12 protein-coding genes are annotated in these 18,943 nt (G+C 63.8%); 8 read left to right on the plus strand and 4 right to left on the minus strand.

Going from position 1 to position 18,943, the window contains the following annotated elements; translation table 11 throughout:
• From NKJ18_RS12575 to NKJ18_RS12585, 3 genes are all read left to right on the plus strand, one after another.
• Positions 1 to 2,079 (plus strand): acetate--CoA ligase family protein, encoded by a 2,079-nt coding sequence (locus NKJ18_RS12575; RefSeq protein WP_352758311.1) that lies wholly within the window; start codon positions 1 to 3, stop codon positions 2,077 to 2,079.
• A complete protein-coding gene (locus NKJ18_RS12580; RefSeq protein WP_023752427.1) occupies positions 2,072 to 2,854 on the plus strand; it encodes a carnitinyl-CoA dehydratase in 783 nt (260 codons plus the stop codon). The genes NKJ18_RS12575 and NKJ18_RS12580 overlap by 8 nt, the downstream gene beginning before the upstream one ends.
• Positions 2,855 to 2,978: 124 nt before the next feature.
• On the plus strand, positions 2,979 to 3,914 hold the full coding sequence (locus NKJ18_RS12585) for an alpha/beta hydrolase (RefSeq protein ID WP_352758312.1): 936 nt from the start codon (positions 2,979 to 2,981) through the stop codon (positions 3,912 to 3,914).
• A 6-nt stretch (positions 3,915 to 3,920) separates the two neighbouring features.
• On the opposite strand, the gene NKJ18_RS12590 is transcribed toward NKJ18_RS12585, so the two are convergent.
• The gene (locus tag NKJ18_RS12590; RefSeq protein WP_023689945.1) at positions 3,921 to 4,784 is read right to left on the minus strand and encodes a hypothetical protein; all 864 of its coding nucleotides are present in this window, start codon (positions 4,782 to 4,784) and stop codon (positions 3,921 to 3,923) included.
• A 6-nt stretch (positions 4,785 to 4,790) separates the two neighbouring features.
• Positions 4,791 to 6,383 (minus strand): ABC transporter substrate-binding protein, encoded by a 1,593-nt coding sequence (locus tag NKJ18_RS12595; RefSeq protein ID WP_352758313.1) that lies wholly within the window; start codon positions 6,381 to 6,383, stop codon positions 4,791 to 4,793.
• Positions 6,384 to 6,585: 202 nt separating this feature from the next.
• Between NKJ18_RS12595 and NKJ18_RS12600 the strand changes: the two genes are divergently transcribed.
• Both NKJ18_RS12600 and NKJ18_RS12605 read left to right on the plus strand, forming a co-directional pair.
• A complete protein-coding gene (locus NKJ18_RS12600; RefSeq protein ID WP_352758418.1) occupies positions 6,586 to 8,859 on the plus strand; it encodes an NHL repeat-containing protein in 2,274 nt (757 codons plus the stop codon).
• Positions 8,860 to 8,869: 10 nt separating this feature from the next.
• On the plus strand, positions 8,870 to 12,742 hold the full coding sequence (locus NKJ18_RS12605) for a DUF7929 domain-containing protein (protein ID WP_352758314.1): 3,873 nt from the start codon (positions 8,870 to 8,872) through the stop codon (positions 12,740 to 12,742).
• 20 nt (positions 12,743 to 12,762) lie between these two features.
• Here the strand turns inward: NKJ18_RS12605 and NKJ18_RS12610 are convergent, their stop codons facing one another.
• Positions 12,763 to 13,008: a hypothetical protein gene (locus tag NKJ18_RS12610; protein ID WP_352758315.1), complete on the minus strand. Its 246-nt coding sequence runs from the start codon at positions 13,006 to 13,008 to the stop codon at positions 12,763 to 12,765.
• A gap of 110 nt (positions 13,009 to 13,118) precedes the next feature.
• On the opposite strand from NKJ18_RS12610, the gene rpe reads away from it, so the two are divergent.
• The 3 genes from rpe to NKJ18_RS12625 all read left to right on the plus strand — a co-directional run bounded on the left by rpe (position 13,119) and on the right by NKJ18_RS12625 (position 16,770).
• On the plus strand, positions 13,119 to 13,796 hold the full coding sequence (gene rpe / locus NKJ18_RS12615; protein ID WP_023668852.1) for a ribulose-phosphate 3-epimerase: 678 nt from the start codon (positions 13,119 to 13,121) through the stop codon (positions 13,794 to 13,796).
• 494 nt (positions 13,797 to 14,290) lie between these two features.
• Positions 14,291 to 15,028 carry a GntR family transcriptional regulator gene (locus tag NKJ18_RS12620; RefSeq protein ID WP_023694237.1) on the plus strand — a complete coding sequence of 246 codons (738 nt, stop codon included), beginning with the start codon at positions 14,291 to 14,293 and terminating at the stop codon, positions 15,026 to 15,028.
• Positions 15,029 to 15,258: 230 nt separating this feature from the next.
• Positions 15,259 to 16,770 carry a malonate--CoA ligase gene (locus NKJ18_RS12625; RefSeq protein ID WP_352758316.1) on the plus strand — a complete coding sequence of 504 codons (1,512 nt, stop codon included), beginning with the start codon at positions 15,259 to 15,261 and terminating at the stop codon, positions 16,768 to 16,770.
• 74 nt (positions 16,771 to 16,844) lie between these two features.
• Here the strand turns inward: NKJ18_RS12625 and NKJ18_RS12630 are convergent, their stop codons facing one another.
• Positions 16,845 to 18,899, minus strand: coding sequence for an ABC transporter ATP-binding protein/permease (locus NKJ18_RS12630; protein WP_027049251.1), 2,055 nt, complete (start codon positions 18,897 to 18,899; stop codon positions 16,845 to 16,847).
• Positions 18,900 to 18,943 lie beyond the last annotated feature (44 nt).

The following is an 18,943-nucleotide window of genomic DNA, read 5'->3' on the forward strand; positions in this document are numbered from 1 at the left end:
ATGCACAAGCTTGAGCGTCTGTTGCGCCCAAAATCCATCGCGGTGTTCGGCGGGGCCCAGGCCGCCGCCGTCGTCGCCCAATCGATCAAGATGGGCTTTGCCGGCGAAATCTGGCCGGTGCATCCGAACAAGGACGAGGTCGCCGGCCGCAAGGCCTATCGCTCGGTCGCCGAATTGCCCGGGGCGCCCGACGCTGCCTTTGTAGGCGTCAACCGGCATCTCACCATCGACGTGATCAAGGCGCTGGCCGAGCGTGGCGGCGGCGGCGCCGTCTGTTTTGCCGCGGGCTTTCTCGAGACCGAGGCCTATGACGACGATGGCGAGCGGCTGCAGGCCGAACTGGTGGCCGCGGCCGGCCAGATGCCGATCATCGGCCCGAACTGTTATGGCCTGATCAACTACGCCGACGGCGCGCTGTTGTGGCCCGACCAGCATGGCGGCATCCGGCTGCCCGAAGGCGCCAAGGGCGTCGCCATCATCACCCAGTCCTCCAACATCGCCATCAACATGACGATGCAGAAGCGCGGCCTGCCGATCGCCTTCCTGATGACGGCCGGCAACCAGGCGCAGACCGGCCTCTCCGAAATGGCGCTCGGCCTGATCGAGGACGAGCGCGTCACCTCGCTCGGCCTGCACATCGAAGCCTTCGATTCGGTAGCCGGCTTCGAGAAGCTGGCCGCGCGCGCGCGCGAACTGAAGAAGCCGATCATCGCCATGAAGGTCGGTCGCTCCGAACAGGCGCGGCAGGCGACGGTCTCGCACACGGCATCGCTGGCTGGCTCGGACGCTGCCTCGGGCGCTTTCCTGCGGCGGCTCGGCATTGCCCGCGTCGATTCCATCCCCGCCTTCATCGAGGCGCTGAAGCTGCTGCATGTCACCGGGCCGCTGCCCGGCTATCGTCTGTCGTCGATGAGCTGCTCCGGCGGCGAAGCCTCTGTCATGGCCGACAGCGCCGAAGGCCGCTGGGTCAATTTCCCGGAGCTCACCAGGAAGCACCGCGCCCATGTCAAATCGACGCTCGGGCCGCTGGTCGCGGTCGCCAACCCGTTGGACTATCACACCTTCATCTGGAACAACGAGCCGGCGATGACCGCAACCTTCACCGCCATGGTGTCGGGTGGCTTCGACCTCAACATGCTGGTGCTCGATTTCCCGCGCCCCGACCGCTGCTCGGTCACCGACTGGTGGGCGACGCTGCGCGCCTTCGAATCGGCGCTGAAGACCAACAAGGCGCATGGTGCGATCGTCTCCTCGCTGCCGGAGAACCTGCCGGAGGAATACACCGCCGAACTGATGGCGCGCGGCATGGTGCCGTTGTTCGGCATCTCCGAGGCCATGGATGCCGCAGGTGCGGCAGCCTTCATCGGCTGGGCCTGGGCCGAGCCGCAGGCGCAGTCTATCGACACGTCGGCTGCAGGTGCGGCCGGAGGTGACCATGTCACCCCTGACGAGGCCGAAGCCAAGGCGCGGTTGATCAAGGCCGGCTTGCCTGTGCCGAAGGCAGAACGTGCCGCCAATGCTGTCGAGGCCGTCATCTCATCGATGGCGCTCGGCTTCCCGGTGGCGCTGAAGGCGCTCGGAGTCACCCACAAATCGGAAGTCGGCGCGGTCAGGCTGAACCTCAAGGACGCCGAATCCGTGAGCACGGCGGCGCATGATCTGCTGCCGCTCGGCACCGGCCTCTATGTCGAGCGCATGGTGCGCGACGGCGTTGCCGAACTGATCGTCGGCTTCACCCGCGACCCGATGTTCGGCGCCGTCATGACGCTGGGCACCGGAGGCGTGCTGGTCGAGCTGTTGCGCGACAGCGTCACGCTGATGCTGCCGGCGACGCGCGACGACATCGAGGCGGCCCTGCGTGGCCTTAAACTGTTTCCGCTGCTGGACGGCTATCGTGGCCGGCCCAAGGCCGATGTCGGGGCTGCCATCGACGCCATCGCGGGCATTGCCGGCTTCGTGCAGACGAATGCCGGAGAGATCGAGGAACTCGACATCAACCCGCTGATCGTCTGCGCCGAGGGCAAGGGCGCCTGGATCGCCGACGCGCTGCTGGTGCTGGGAGAGAAGAAGAATGTCTGACGTCATTTCCACCCGCCGCGAGGGCACCATCCTCGAGGTCACGCTCGACCGGCCCAAGGCCAACGCCATCGACCTCAAGACCTCGCGGCTGATGGGCGAGACCTTCAAGGCGTTCCGCGACGATCCCGGATTGCGCGTCGCCATCGTCAAGACCGCCGGCGACAAGTTCTTCTGCGCCGGCTGGGATTTGAAGGCAGCCGCAGGTGGCGACGCGGTCGACGGCGACTATGGCGTCGGCGGTTTTGCCGGCCTGCAGGAGCTGCGCGACATGAACAAGCCGATCATTGCCTGCGTCAACGGCATGGCGGTGGGCGGCGGCTTCGAGCTGGCGCTGTCCTGCGACCTCATTTTCGCCTCCGACCATTCCTCCTTCGCCCTGCCCGAAATCCGCGCCGGCACGCTGGCTGATGCCGCGACGATCAAGCTGCCCAAGCGCATTCCCTACCATGTCGCCATGGACCTTCTGCTCACCGGCCGCTGGATGGATGTGGCGGAAGCGTATCGCTGGGGGCTGGTCAACGAAGTGCTGCCCAAGGACAAGCTCGAGGAGCGCGTCTGGGAGATCGCCCGGCTGCTCGCCGGCGGTCCGCCACTGGTGTTTGCCGCGATCAAGGAGACGGCGCGGGTGGCCGAGGCGCTGACCTTCCAGGACGCGATGAACCGCGTGACGCGCCGGCAATTGGCGACGGTCGATGCGCTTTATGGCTCGGAGGACAATATGGAAGGGTTCCGGGCTTTTGCGGAAAAGCGCGACCCGATGTGGAAGGGGAAGTAGCCTCTTTACCCTCCCCTCGATGGGGAGGGTCGGACCGAAGGTCCGGGGTGGGGTGATGCGCCACCACCCCCCACCCGCCGCTTCGCGGCGACCTCCCCCATCAAGGGGGAGGTAAAGGAGCTGCATGACCGACTACAAAACCCTCATCGACGCCGAGACCTGGGCCTTCATCGAGAAGACCAACTCCTACTATCCTCCCGACACGATCGACTACACCATCGCCCAACAGCGTGCGATCTATGACAGGATGTGCCGCGAGTTTTTTGCCGGCTATCCCGATGGCGTGACGGCGGAAACGACAATCATTGCCGCCCACGACATCCCGATCCGCATCTATCGCTCTGCCTCACCCAACCGGGACGCGATGGTGCTTTACATCCATGGCGGCGGCTTCATCCTCGGTGGGCTGGACAGCCATGACGATGTCTGCGCCGAGCTGTGCGCCCGGACCGGCTTCGAAGTGGTCTCCATCGGCTACCGGCTGGCGCCAGAGCATCTGCACCCTGCCGCCTTCGACGATGCGCTGCATGCCTTCGAATGGGCGGCCTCGAACTACGACTGCCCTATTTTGCTCTGCGGCGACAGCGCCGGCGGCAATCTCTGCGCGGCTGTCGCCCACGCAACGCGCAGCCATGCCAAAAAGCCGATCGGCCAGGTGCTGATCTATCCCGGCCTCGGCGGCGACCGTTCGCAAGGCTCCTATTTGACGCATGCGGAAGCGCCGATGCTGACGGTGCGCGATCTCGACTTCTACAGGGATATCCGCACCGGCGGCGTCGATGGGACCGGCGACATCACTTTGTATCCAATGGCCGACGCAGATTTTACCGGCCTGCCACCGACAGTGCTGATCACCGCTGAGTGTGACCCACTGTCGTCGGACGGCGAGGCCTATCGCGACCGCGTCCTCGCTGCCGGCGGCCATGCCACCTGGTTCGAGGAGCCGGGACTGGTGCACGGCTATCTCCGGGCCAGGCACACGGTTGGCCGGGCCCGCGCCTCCTTCAGCCGCATTGTCGAGGCGGTTTCCGTGCTGGGCAAGGGCGACTGGATCTGGTGATCCGGCTCAACCGCGGACAAAGGCGATCAGCGCCTCGGCCATGCGATCGTTGAACTCCCGGCGAAAGCGGTTTTTCTTCAGCCATTCCGGATTTGAGCCGACGGTCTTGTTGGCATCGACGACAATACCTTTGCCGTCGACGATGAAATAGTCGATGGCGCCGAAATCCAGATTGAGCCTTTGCCGCACCGCCAGCACCTCCGGCGGGACGGCGCCGCCCACCTCATTGCTCAGGATTTTTGAGCCGGCGCACAACACATCGTCGTAGACCTGCCGCATGTTGACCTCGGCACCGAGCAGGAACATGTAGCGGTGCTTGACGATGGGCAGGTCGAGCGTATCGAAAGCGAACTTTTCCACCATCAGGCGATTGTTGCGCCATACATCCCGCGGAACCTCGCCGATCGTCTGGTAGACCTTATAGGGCGGGCACAGGCGGTCCTTGTAGCCGGGTTCGAAGAGCTTGCGGATGGCATGCGCGCTCCTGGTCAGGCCGTTGCGATGCTGCCACCAGCGCTGCTCTGGTCGGCCCCTGGAGTTGAGGACCGTCTTGACGACAACCGGCCCCTCGTGGCTGTCGCCTGCCTCCAGCTTCAGTGTCGAATAAAGGTGCCGGTGGATGGACAGCGCGCGGCCATTGATGGTGCGGTCGTAGAGGTGGCCGAGCCCGCGGTACGTTGGCGGCACGACTGTCAGGTCGACATGCAGAAAGGCCACCGGCGCCCGATCTCGGCCGGCTGGCCGGTCGAGCAGGCGCACTTTCAATCCAGCCTGTTCCAGGTAAGGCAGCAACTGCGCGATGCTATAGCTCCGCACCAGTCGGAAATTGCGCAGGCTCTCTACATAGACATCGAGATCGGCGGCAGACACCGAACGCTATTCCTTGATATCGACGCCCGAGAAATCATGGTGATCAAAGGGGTCCATGACATAGCCCGTCACCTGTTCGCGCATCGGCATCGAGACCACGGAGTGGGCGATAGCGACCCACGGCATCTGCTCCCTGAAGATCGTTTGCGCCTGCGAATAGAGTTTTGCGCGGGCAGCGGGATCGACGATCCCGGCTGCCTGCTTGAGCAGATCGTCGAAGGCCGGAAAACACCAGTTGGCACGATTGGTGGTGCCGACGCCGGCACAGCCAAGCGGCACCGACAGGAAGTTGTCGGGGTCGCCATTGTCGCCGGTGAAGCCGAACAGCATGGCGCCGTCGCGGTCGCGTGACTTCGAGCGCGCAAGGTATTCTGTCCACTCATACGTCACGACTTCCACGTTGACACCGATCTTTGCCAGGTCGGACTGGATCATTTCGGCCATACGCTGCGCATTCGGGTTGTAGGGACGCTGCACCGGCATCGCCCAGATCTTCATGTGCAGGTCTTTTACGCCGGCATCGGCGAGCCCCTGCCTGGCGGCAGCGGGGTCGAAGACATGATTGGGGCTCGTCTTGTCATAGGCCCAGGAGGTCGGCGGCAGCGGATTGCGTGCGACTTCACCGGTGCCGCGGAACACGACGTCGACCAGCGCCTGCGTGTCGATGGCAATGGCGATCGCCTTCCTCACCCTTGGATCGTCGAAGGGCTTCTGCAAGGTGTTGAAGGCGAGGTATCCCGTATTGAGGCCCTCCTGCCGCATGACCTTGATTCCGGGCGTCGCCTTGATCGCCTCCAGGTCGGCCGGATTTGGATAGGGCATGAGATCGCATTCGCCGGCGCGCAGCTTTTCCATGCGAATGCTGGCATCGGTGGCAATGGCGAAGACGAGATCGTCGATCTTCGGCTTGCCGCGCCAGTAGTCCGGATTGGCCTTGTAGCGGATGACTGCATCCTGCTGGTAGTCGACAAGCTGGAACGGACCCGTCCCGACCGGCTTCAGCGCCAAGTCGAGAAGCCGCTTCTCTGCGACGAGCTTGTCGGCATATTCCTTGGAAACGACCGAAGCGAAATCCATCGCCAGGTCGGCAAGCATCGGCGAATGCGGCGCCTTCAGCGTCATCACCACAGTATGGTCGTCAAGCTTGCGCCAACCGGCGACAAGATCCGGCATGCCGATGCCGTCGAAGTAAATGTACTGGCGTTTGGCGTAATTGTTGAACGGGTCCTGCGCGTTGGCCTGCCGGTCGAAGGTGAACAGCACGTCATCGGCATTGAAGTCGCGACTAGGCGTAAAGCCCTCGACGATGTGGAATTTCACGCCCTGCCGCAGGTGGAATGTGTAGGTGAGGCCATCGTCGGAAATCTCCCAGCTTTCGGCAAGGCCGGGGCGCACCTTGGTGGTGCCGGGCTCGAACTCGACCATGCGGTTGTAGAGAGCGGTGGCCGAGGCGTCGCGGGATCCGGAGGCGAGTGCGGGATCGAACGTATCGGGGCTAACCTCGGTGCAGTAGACCAAGGTCTTGGCTACGGATTGATGGACCGGCAACGCACATGGAAAAAGCGCCGCCAGCAAGAGAACGAAGTGCCTGCGTGTCATGATCCCCCCAGGGTTGGGAAGACGCTAGCAGAAGCCGGCACTGACGGTAAGTAAGCCGGCCGGTCTTTCGCGCGCCAAGACTGTTTTCCACCTTGAGTTGACACAAGGAATTGGCCGCGCCTCTGTGAAATGGCGGACAGACCCGGCCGCCGTTTTGCATGAACCTTTCCGCTTCAGCCTGCGACTGACGACCAGGCGCCGCATGGTGCGGGCCGGAAAGGATGCCCCCATGACCAGGACCCCAGAGGCTCCACGGTCTCCGGGACCAACGCAAGCTCAGCGCGACCACCGCCTTCGGGATGGAGTCGATGCGCTGGGCTTTCGGCTGATTCCGTTGACCCTGCGCAGGAGCAGGCGTATCGTGAAGATGAGGAAAGCAGACAATTCGATCAGGGACGAACGTGCCGGAACGCCGCGCCTTGCCCTGTTTCGCGCGGCCGGACCGGATGTTCCTCCCGAAAACTTCGGGGGGAGTTTTATGTCCTGCGATCGCGGCGCGTCCATGTCGTCTCCAAGCGGCGGTTTGCGCCGTTCGCTCCATCTGGCCGGCGGTTTGCTTGCCCTGGCGCTGAGCGCCACGCTCTGGTTGGACACAGCCGCCCAAGCGCAGGAAACCCAGATCATCTATCCCGGCTCGATGGCGGTCACCGGATTTTCCGGCACCGTCATTCCCAATTTCGACTCTGCCGATTCCGAAAGGGGGGGGCTGCCGCCCGGCGTCGACCCGGTCGACGAAACCTTCATCGACACGACGCGCGCCACCTTGCGCGTCTTCGACGTTTCGGCGCTCGGCGGACCGGCTTCCGGCCAGCTCGTCTACACGCTGCCGCCTTTCGAGGTGACGGCCGAACAGATCGGCCAGGTGTTCGCCATTACCTATGATGACGGTGTGCGCGACGGCGTTCCCACGGGCGTCCCCAACCTCTATGCCGGCGCGACCTCGCTGCACGGCATCCGTATCGTCACCCCGGACGAAGATGCCGACGGTCGGCCCGAGCGACAGCGCCGCGGAACCGCAGGCGCCGTCTTCATGGACGGCCAGTTCGGCACCGAAAGCGGTGGCGGTCCGGGCACGATCTGGAAGATCGACGGCATCACCGGCGCGGTCTCCAAATTCGCCGACATTGACACCAACAGCGGTTCCGGCATCGGCGACATCAGCTTCGACAGCAATCACCGCGAGTTCTTCGCCAGCGACCTCGACACGGGCTTCATCCACCGCCTCGACGCCAACGGCACGCTGATCGACACATTCGATCACGGCGTTGCCGGGCGGCCGGCGCATGGGCTGGCTCCCGTCGCCGATGACGGTGCGGTGATGGACATACAGGGTGCTGCCTTCGACTCGGAAGACCCCGACACATGGGGCTACACGCAGGACGAACGCCGCGTCTGGTCCGTCGCCTATCATGGCGGCCGGCTCTATTATTCGGTCGGCGAAAAGGCCGAGATCTGGTCGGTTGGCATTGCCCGCGATGGCAGCTTTGCCGGTGATCCGCGCTGGGAGCTGACGGCAAAGGCCGACAAGGACTACGCCGTCACCGACATCGCCTTCGATAACCAGGGCTTCATGTATCTGGCGCAGCGCGGCCCGGTCGAGAATCGCTACGATTACAGCCAGTTCGCCGATTCCGGCAAGGGCGAGGTCATCCGCTACTGGCGCGAAAACCCGGACGATCCGGCGACGGAATCGGTCTGGGTGGAAGAGCCGCAGGAATATGCAGTCGGCTTCCCGCAAGGCAACCGGCAGTCGGCCGGTGGGCTCGACCTGCAATATGGCTATGACGCCGACGGCAATCTCGACACCGGCGTGTGCACCGACACGCTGGTCAACACCGGCGACAAGCTGCGCGACAACCCGACACTTGCCGACCAGCTCGCCGCCGGCGGGCCGCTTGCCGTGCACGGCGTGCAGATCACGCCGACGCCGTTGGTCAAGCCGGCCAACGTGCCGCCATTCGGCTCGTGGTTCGTCGACTTCGACGGCTATTTCGAAGACCCGGAAGTGGAAGGCCATGTCGGCGACGTCGAGGTCTGGCACCCCTGCGAAGGCCGTGCCGGCTATTATGAAGAGATCCCCGGCGGTTATCTGCCGCCGTTCTATCCGCCAGACTTCCCACCGCCCGGCGATGTGCCTCCGTGCATCGATGTCGAGGATGTTCAGTTCTACTGCACGCCTCGCGGCCTCCAGGCCGACCTCTATCTCCATGACCATGCCGGCTTTGGCGGCGATTCGATCAAGGTCCAGCCTTCCAGTGAGACAAAGTCCAGGACACCAGGCGTCGGGGTGACATCACCCCAGTCGCATGCTCCCGGTAAGCCTTACACGGTCGACATCACCGGCCATTCTCCGGGCGACAGAGTCGATGTTGGACTTTGCTTCTACAGGCAGTCCGACAAGGACAAGGGTGGCTACTACCCTTGCTGCAAGATGACTTTGCCGCTCAGAACCCCAGCCGTCAGCTGCGAACGTTGAGGAGGGGAAGATGAAAAATCTCGCACTTTCCCCGACCGCGAACAGCAGTCAATCCACCGGCAAGCAGCCAACCGTCATGGAGACCATCATGAAACCCCTGTCATATGCCAGGCGCGGCGCGCGCTGGCTGATGGCGGCCGGTATCGCGGTCGCCATGTTCACCCCTGTGGCAAGCCACGCCGAAGATGCAGTCCCGATCACTCCGGAACTGCGGCTCGACCTCGACAATTCAAAAATCGTCAATCCGAGGCCGGAACGGATCGTGCCGTTCTTCACCAAAACAGGCACACAGAGGAGCTGCGACTACGTCGTCTACTCCCTGAGCTTTGGCCTGCGCGGCGACTCGCAAGGCTTTGCCGACCCAAGCTTTTCGGCCAGGCTGAAGAAACTCCAACTCGACTTCAAGGATCAGCTTCCGCACGGTCTTGCGATCGTCAACGTCAACGTGTCCGGCGACGGCACGGATGCGTCAGGCGGACCGCTGCCGGGTGCGACAATCAGCACCTCGGCTAATCCGAACGATACGGCAACGGTTTCCGATTTCCGGATTTCCACCACCGATCTCGACGGCGCTGGGGCTGGCAATGAACGCGTCATCAATTTCAAGATCACCGCCAAGATCGACCATGCGGCGTTTCCTTCGCCGGCCATCGTCGACAACCAGGGCATGATCAAGGTGACGCCGGGCGTCGGCACGGGGGCCATCATCCCGTCGCAGGATCCGGGCAAGCCCGACGACGGCGACTACAAGACCGGGGCCAAGACCTCGATCAAGATCGACCTCACCAATTGTGACAAGCGGCCTCCGCCTCCCGACCGGGAATGTTTCAAGGTGGAGCGCGGCACGGTCGATTGCATGCAAGGCGGCGGCGCGTTCATCTACCACATGCCTGTCGGCCCGGAGATGGGCGGCAAATGGGTGCAGGTATCGACGACGACCCCAGGCATCACCATCATCCCCGACACGCAATTGGTGCCGGCGGGCGGCGGTGTGCTGAACTGGAAGATCGTCGGTGCGTCGCCCGGCGACGTCATCCACCTCATCGTCACCGGCATCGAGACCTATGCCGGCCCGAAGGAGGGCTGGGGACTATGCTGCACGCAGACCATCGACATCGTCATCCCGCGTGACTTGAGATGTCCGCCCAAGGACAAGGAACCGGACCTCAAGGTCGAGAAACGCGCCGACGTGACGCGTTGCACGATGGGCGGCGGCTGCGACTTCACCATCAAGGTCACCAATGTCGGCGACGGGCCGTATCACGGCAAGATCGTGCTCGACGAGGTGACGCTGCCGGCCGGCTCGACTCTGGATTCAGGGCCCAATCCGCCCTGGGTATGCATGCCCGGCGTGACCCCGATGACGTGCACCTATCCGGTGACCACGCTCAATCCGGGGGCCTCCATCAACCTCAAGCTCGGCTTCAAGCCGGCGGGTGGTTGGCAAGGCAGCGCGCTGCGCAACTGCGCCACCTATAACTACGGCGCCAGCGGCAAGCCGCTGTTCGGCAGCCAGCAGAACGATCGCGGCTGTGCCTCGATCCCGATCTGCCGGCGTGGCGACCGCGACCGCGATTGCCGGCCCCCGGTGGACAAGAAGGTCGACCTGATCCTGAAGAAGCGTGCCCGCATCCCGGTCTGCACGCCCGACGGCATCTGCTACTTCGTGATCGACATCATCAACAATGGCAGCGTCCCCTATAATGGGCCGCTGACGGTTATCGACAATTACCCGGGCGGCGCGCCGGCCTCTTCGACCTTCGGCCCGTCTCCGCCCTGGACATGCGGACCGAACGGTCCCGGCCAGTTCCGCTGCGACAATGCAGGCATCGTGCTGATGCCGGGCGCCTCGACGCCGATCGTCGTCAAGGGGGTCATGCCGGCCGGCTACCAGTCGGATTCGGTCGAGAACTGCGCGGCGCTGAAGCCCGTCCCCGGTGAGGTCGACCTCACCAACAACAAGGCCTGCGCCAAGGAACGCTTCCGTCATCCCAATGGCGGCAAGCCGACCCTACGCATCACCAAGGTCTGCAATGGCTCGCTCGCCGGTGCGGCGGTGGTTTCCTGCCGCATCACCGTCATCAGCCTTGGCACCTCTGCCCCCACCGGTCCGGTGCGGGTCAACGATGCTGCCACGCTGATATCGGGTGGCGCGCCGGTCCAGATCCAGACCGTCACACCCGACGGTGCGGAATGGGCCTGCGGAGCGGTTCCGGCCAATGCGCTGTCATGCCAGATACCCGGCGCCGCGATGACGCCCGGAACCTCCAGGCACTTCGACGTGACGGTCTTGGCCAATGGCGCGTTCGAGAACTGCGCACGCGGCTCATACGGCCCGGCCCCTGGAGACGACGTCGTCTACCCGATCGGCCATGCCTGCGCCAAGGGCGGCGGCACGTCCACCATTAGCGTCAAGAAGACCGGCGATGCCGAGTGCCAGCCGGGGCAACCCTGCTCGTTCGAGATCACCATCACCAATGATGGCCAGACCGCCTTCTCCGGTCCGGTCCGCATCGGCGATGCGATCGGGGTGGACGGGCTGGGGCGGCTGCAAGGCGTCGCGATCACCTCGATCGAACCGCCCTTTGGCTGCTCGCCCGAACCGACGACCTTGCCGTTGACCTGCATTGCCAACCTGACGCTCGGCGCCGGGGAAAGCCATGTGCACAAGGTCACCGTGGTCCTTCCCGACGCTCCCCTGGTCAATCTGCGGGGCAACGTCAGCGGCCAGAACTGCGTCGGCGTCTTGTCTCCCGACACCAGGGTGCAAGGCGGCGGCGACGTACTGCCCGGCGACCTGACCAACGTCCAGGGCGATCGCGGCAAGGCCTATGCCTGCCATCCGTTCACCATCAAGCGCGAGGTGAAGAAGGAATGCTCGCCAGGCTTCGTCATGAACGATGCCGGCCGGTGCGTGTGTCCGGAAGGCACGACGTTCCGCAACGGCCAGTGCTCGCCCGACGGCGGCGTCATCATCCAGCCGAAGGATCCGAGGCCCTGCGTGCTGCTCAAGGGCCAGATCCGCACCGAGGATGGACGCTGTGTCTGCCCGCGCGGAACCGAGCTTGAGAACGGCGCTTGCGTCAAGACCGACAAGCCTGGCTGCACCATCCCCGGTTCGGTCCCGACGTCGGACGGCAATGGCTGCTACTGCCCGGAAGGTACGCATCTCGACCGACAGGCAAATGCCTGCGTGCGCGACAAGCAGAAGCCCGAGCAGTGCGGCATACGCGGCCAGGTTCATGACGCCGATGGCGATTGTGTCTGCCCGCGTGGGACAGAGGTGCGCAATGGAGCCTGCCGGCCGATCCGGCCAAAGCCTGAACAATGCTCGATCCGTGGTCAGATCCAAAACGCCAACGGCGATTGCGTCTGCCCGGACGGCACAGAAGTCAGGGGCAAGGTCTGCCGGCCGATCCGGCCGAAGCCCGAGCAGTGCTCGATCCGCGGCCAGGTCCACGACGCCAACGGCAATTGTGTCTGCCCGCGGGGTACCGAGGTGCAAGGCAATGCCTGCCGGCAGAAGAAGCCTGTGCTGGAACAGTGCGACATACGCGGCCAGGTGCACAACAAGCGCGGCGAGTGTGTTTGCCCGCGCGGCACCCAGGTGATCGACGGCGCATGCCGCAAGCCGAGGCCGCAGGTGGGAGACTGCGCCCCGGGCTCGCAGATGGTCGGCGGCCAGTGCGTGCCAATCATCAGGCGGCGCTGCCCCGAAGGCACCGTTGGTCGGTTCCCGAACTGCAGAGCCATCCGGCAGCAGCCGTCGCTCGACCCGACCCTGTTGCTCAATCCAGGTGTCCTTCAGCAGTTCATACCGAAGCGCACGCCGCAGACGCAGGTACAGCCGCAAAGGGATCCGGCGGCCAACTTCAAGCCATAGGATCTGATACGAGTCAAAATTCAGAACCCCGCCGGAGCGATTCGGCGGGTTTTTTTCGTCAGCGCGATCGGGGTCCGCCGCATCTCGTCGTTGAAATGCCGGTGCAATCTTCCTCGGACATCAGCAAGCCGCTGTCGCCCGACGGTCCCTCGATAAAGCCGTCCAGCGACGTCAGCATGGAAGAGACGGTCTTTCCCGTCTGAGCTCTCCTTTCTGTTTTCGCCAATTGGGCCATAACCGGAAGCGAGGCCGAGCAGGTAAGGCATCAGCCGGGCCGCTCCTAGCACAACAAATACCGACTTTCCCTTTTCGGGATCATGGTCTAGGCAGACGTTTGGATCGCGCCCGCAAACAGGGCGCCCAAAGGGGCCGCATCATGAGCAGGAAGACCCTGATCGCGCCATCGGTGCTGGCGTCGGATTTCTCGAAGCTCGGCGACGAGGTCGAGGCGGTGACGGCGGCCGGCGCCGACTGGATCCATCTCGACGTGATGGACGGGCATTTCGTGCCCAACATCACCTTCGGCCCGCCGGTGATCAAGGCCATCCGCAACCGCACCAAGGCCTTTTTCGACTGCCATTTGATGATTGCGCCGGCCGATCCTTATCTGGCCGCCTTTGCCGATGCCGGCTGCGACGGCATGACCGTGCATGCCGAGGCCGGACCGCATCTCGACCGCTCGCTTCAGACCATCAAGGGTCTCGGCAAGAAGGCCGGCGTATCGCTCAATCCGGCGACGCCGGAAAGTGCGATCGAATATGTGCTCGACCGGCTCGACCTGATCCTGATCATGACCGTCAATCCGGGCTTTGGCGGCCAGGCCTTCATCCCGGCCATGGTCGACAAGGTCAAGCGGGTGAAAGCGCTGATCGGCAACCGGCCGATTCGCATCGAGATCGACGGCGGCGTGTCGCCGGAAACCGCCCCCCTGGTCACATCAGCCGGCGCCGATGTGCTGGTGGCAGGCGCCGCCATCTTCAAGGGCGGCAGCGTCGAAGCCTACCGGGCCAATATAGAAGCCATCCGAACCGCGGCCGACCGGGCTGCCGGCTGACATCAGTTCCAGGGCAAGTTCCCGGCTGGTCGGTTCTCCTCGGCCTGATCTCCCTGCCTGATCCTTCGATCTCCCAAAAAGCCGTCAACGGGTGGCAGCCGCAAGGGCATCGCGGCAAGCGACAGGATCGCGGCATCCGGCACTTGTTTTGGCCCATAAGCCTAGTGGATAACTGCCGAAGGGATCTGCATGCGGGGAGAGGTCAATCCGGCGGCATGACGCGCCTTAAGAAAAAATTATCCGTATTCGGGATCTCGAAGCTGTTTCACGAGGGCACCTGCCATGCAGGGAGACAAACTTTCTTCAGAAGAACAAGTTTTTCACGATTTTAGTTACTTCCGGCGGATAAGATGCGGTCAACCTTCCTCTTTAAGTCGAATATCGTGATCTTTCGCTTGAGGGGCGGATGCCTTAGGAGTTACAGTAAATTTACAGGGGAAATCGTTTGCTTCGCGAACGGGCTAGCGGAGCATGGGAGAGCTACAGGAGTCATATTGACCTACGGATCTGCCGATGTGAGCGAAGGCGCGGGACCCAAGAGCACACTCGCTAGTACGGTCTATCAACAGCTTCGCGACGATCTCCTGCGCGGCGTGTTTGAAAGTGAAAGCAAGCTTCGTGTCGAATGGGTGGTTTCCCGTTACGGCGCCGGCGCCTCACCGGTTCGCGAGGCCCTCAACCGACTTGCTTCGGAAGGCCTGCTCGGCCGCCACGACCAGCGCGGTTTCTTCATCATGCCGGTCAGTGCCCCGGAACTCGAGGAATTGACGCGCACCCGCTGCTGGCTGGAAGAGCGGGCGCTGCGTGAATCCATTGCCAACCGCACCGGCGAATGGGAAGAGCAGCTCGTGCTGGCCTTGCATCGCCTGGCGCGTGCCCCGCGCCGCTTGCCGGAGGATCCGTCCTCGAACAATCCGGAATGGGAAAAGCTGCACCGCGCCTTCCATCGGGCACTGATCGCAGGCTGCCGCTCGCATTGGCTGACCGGCTTTTGCGACCAGCTTTCGGATCAGGCCTCCCGTTACCGGCTGATCTCCCAGGACGGCAGCGAGCGCGACGAAATCAGTGAACATCGGCTGATTGCGGAGCGCACGGTGGATGGCGATGCCGACGGCGCCGTTGAAGCCCTCCTCAACCACTACCGTCTGACGGCAGCCATGTGCATGGAGCGCTTCAACGACAGCGGCGATCCACGCGTGAGCGCCACCAAGGCGCTGCGCAGCCGCAGATAGAAGCGCTTCCGGTCCGCTATCCAAAATCCGCCCGCTATCCAAAATCGCCCGTTATCCAAGTCCGCTTGCCTTCATCTGATCGGCGGCAAACCCGATTTCACGTTTTTGCCGGACGGAGGCGAAATCGTTTCCTTTGTTCCAAGGCCATCCGGCTCTAAATCAAAGGGATAGAGCATGATGTCCTCCGAAAACCGCTTCACACTTTTCGGCATCATCTCTAGGGAATGCGCATGACCAATCACCTGTTCGACGCGTTCCGCAGCCGGATTTCAGCCTCCGAGCGCATCCTGATGGCGACCGATGACGGACGCGCGATCGCCTATGGCGACATGTTGGCGCAATCGGCACAGCTGGCACATGCGCTGAGGCATTTCGGCGTCGAGCCGGGCGACCGCGTTGCCGTGCAGGTCGAAAAAAGCCCTGAATGCATTTTCCTTTACCTCGCCTGCCTGCGCGCCGGCGCGGTCTTCCTGCCGCTCAACACCGCCTACACGCTGGCCGAACTCGGCTATTTCTTCGGTGATGCCGAGCCGCGGCTGGTCGTCTGCGACCCGGCCCGCGCCGGCGCTATCGCGCCGTTGGCGCACGCGTCGGGTGCTGCCATCTTCACGCTTGGCAGCAATGGTGAGGGCTCGCTGACCGAACTGGCGGCACAACAGCCCACGGATTTCGACGCCGTGGCGCGCGGGCCGAACGATCTGGCCGCAATCCTTTACACATCGGGCACCACCGGACGCTCCAAGGGCGCCATGCTCAGCCACGAAAACCTGGCCTCCAATGCGCGCGTGCTGGTCGAGCAATGGCGTTTCACCGGGGATGACGTGCTGATCCATGCCCTGCCGATCTTCCACACGCACGGCCTGTTCGTCGCCACCAACGTCACCCTGATGGCCGGCGCCTCGATGCTGTTCGAGCAGAAATTCGACGCCGGCCGCATCGTCTCGCTCTTGCCCCGCGCGACAGTGCTGATGGGGGTGCCGACCTTCTATACCAGGCTCCTGCAGCAGGATGGGCTGGATGCCCAGGCGGCGAAGAACATCCGCCTGTTCGTTTCCGGCTCGGCGCCGCTGCTCGCCGAAACGCACAAGGCCTGGCGCGAGCGCACCGGCCACGCCATTCTCGAGCGCTACGGCATGACCGAGACCAACATGAACACGTCGAACCCCTATGAGGGCGAGCGTCGGGCCGGCACGGTCGGCTTCCCGCTGCCCGGCGTTTCGCTGCGCATCGCCGACCCTGACAGCGGCGATGCGCTTGGCCAGGGTGAAGTCGGCATGATCGAGGTCAAAGGTCCGAATGTCTTTTCCGGCTATTGGCGCATGCCGGAAAAAACCAAGGCGGAGTTTCGCAAGGACGGCTTCTTCATCACCGGCGACCTCGGCATCATCGACGCGGACGGCTACGTCCACATCGTCGGCCGCGGCAAGGATCTCATTATCTCCGGCGGCTACAACATCTATCCCAAGGAGATCGAGAGCGAGATCGACGCCGTTGCCGGCGTCTTGGAAAGTGCCGTCATCGGAATTGCCCATCCCGATTTCGGCGAAGGCGTCACCGCTGTCGTGGTGCGGGCGCCGGCATCGCGGATCACCGGGGCCGAGATCGTTGGCGCCATTGCCGGCCAGCTGGCCAAATACAAGCACCCGAAGCAGGTGATCTTCGTCGATGAGCTGCCGCGCAACACGATGGGCAAGGTGCAGAAGAACCTGCTGCGCGAGACCTACAAGGGTCTCTACGGCTAATCCATAGCCGGCTAATGTCTTTGCCCAAGCGCTTCGCCTGGACATCTCTGTTCGCGGTTCGGCAGTGGCGCCTTTTACCTGCGCGGCTTTTTCACCCGAGTGCTGGAACCCCACAAAGCGCGGTTCAGCAGGCTGCGTTTGCGCTTGCGCGGGATGAGGTCGACGTCGCTGACGAGCTTGGCGCCGCCCTCCCGCCGCTCCAGGGTGATCTTGCGGCTGTGGAAGGCTTCGAGCTCCGCACGATGCGCCACGCTGATGATGGTGACGTCAGGCAGTTCGCGGATCACCGTCAACATCATCGTGTCCTGGCTCTTCTCGTCGAGCGCCGAAGTCGCTTCATCCAGCACCACGATATCGGGGCGATGCAGCAGCAGGCGCGCGAAGGCGAGGCGTTGCTTTTCGCCGCCCGACAGCGTCTGGTCCCATGGCGCCTCTTCCTTGATCCTGCCGGTGAGATAGCCAAGCCCCACCTTGTCGAGGGCAGCCTTGATTTGCTTGATGGTCCACTTGTCCGCCGCCGCGGGATAGGCGACCGCGCGGCGAAGCGTTCCGGAAGGGATGTAGGGGCGTTGCGGCAGCATGAACAGGCGCCTGTCGGTGTGGAAATTGACGCTGCCGCCGCCCCATGGCCACAGGCCCGCGACGGCCCGCACCAGCGTCGACTTGCCTGAACCGGATTCGCCTGAAACCAGCACCCGCTCGCCCGGCTCGATCACGACCTCGGTTTCCTTGACCACGGAGGTGCCGTCGTCGAGTGTCACGGAAAGATTGTCGAGGCTGAGGATGGCGCCGTCTTCCGCTTCGCCCCGGTTGATGCGTCCGAGCGCATCGCTCTGCTCGGCGCGCTCGAGCCCGTCGAGCGACATCATCAGCGAGGCAATGCGCCGCGCGGAGGCGTTCCAGTCGGCGAGGCGCGGATAGTTGTCGACCAGCCAGCCGAACGCGCCTTGCACGATGCCAAAGGCAGACGCCGCCTGCATCACCTCGCCAAGCGTCATCGAGCCTTCGAGGAATTTTGGCGCGCACAAAAGGATCGGCACGACCGGCGCAAACAGGCTCGATCCCTGCGACACCGCCGCCGTGCGCATGTGCTGTCCGGTCAGCAGAGCCCATTGCCTCAGCACGTGGCCGAAATTTCTGTCGATGCCGCTGCGCTCCTCGTCCTCGCCTCCCAGCAAGGCGATGCTCTCGCCGTTTTCGCGCACGCGCGTCAGCGTGTAGCGCAGTTCGGCCTCCGCCTGGTTCTTCCGCTCGGAGAGCTGGACGAAATCGCGGCCGATGACCACCATCGAGGTCGAGGTGATGGCGGCATAGATGATCGCGGTGATGACCAGAAAGCCGGGAATGGTGATGCTCTCGCCGCCGATCGGCAGGGTGAGCGCGCCGCCGATGGTCCACAGCACGACGATAAAGGTCGAGGCCGACAGGAACGCGTTGAGGACGCCGGCGGTGAAATCGACCGGCGACTCGGTGGCGATGCGCAGGTCCTCGGTCATGCGGGCCTCGGGGTTCTGGTGGTCGCCGCCCACGAGGTTCAGCTGGTAGTAGCGGCCGTTTGCCAGCCAGCGCGCGACCACCCCGGTGGTCAGCCAGGAACGCCAGCGGCGCTGGATCGTCATGCGCAGGTAGACCTGCGCGACGACAAGGCTGCCGCTGCAGATCACCAGCGGCACGAATACGGCGCTGAGGAGATAGACCGTGCGGGCGTTGCGCTGCTCGAGGGCATCGAACATCGAGCGGTTCCAGACATTGATGCCATACTGGAAACCGATGTTGATGCAGATCAGCAGCAGCACTCCGATCGTCAAAGGCCAGGCGAGCTTGTCGCCATGCCTCCCCCAATAGCCGCGCCCGCTGATCCAGAAACGCCGCAGCAGATATTTCTTGCGCGCCTGCTCGGCCTGCTCAGGCGTCAGCTTGGGATCGGGTTCGACGGCATCCGGCGGCGGCGCAGCCTCGCCAACGGGCTCGGAGGCGGCTTCCACTGTCGATGCTTTTTTCTCGCGCGGCGTGTCCTCGCGCGGTCCATCTCCGCGCGTTTGCCGTGACGGCTTTTCCCGGCGCGACTTCGTGGCATCGCGCGCTCCGACACCGTCGGTCGGTTCCGATTTGGGTTTTGCCTCGGACATATGCCCCGACAACGACCTCCATATCAAAAGGTTTCATGGTATGC

It is taken from the genome of Mesorhizobium sp. M0217 (genome assembly GCF_040321955.1).
Taxonomy (GTDB): Bacteria; Pseudomonadota; Alphaproteobacteria; order Rhizobiales; family Rhizobiaceae; genus Mesorhizobium.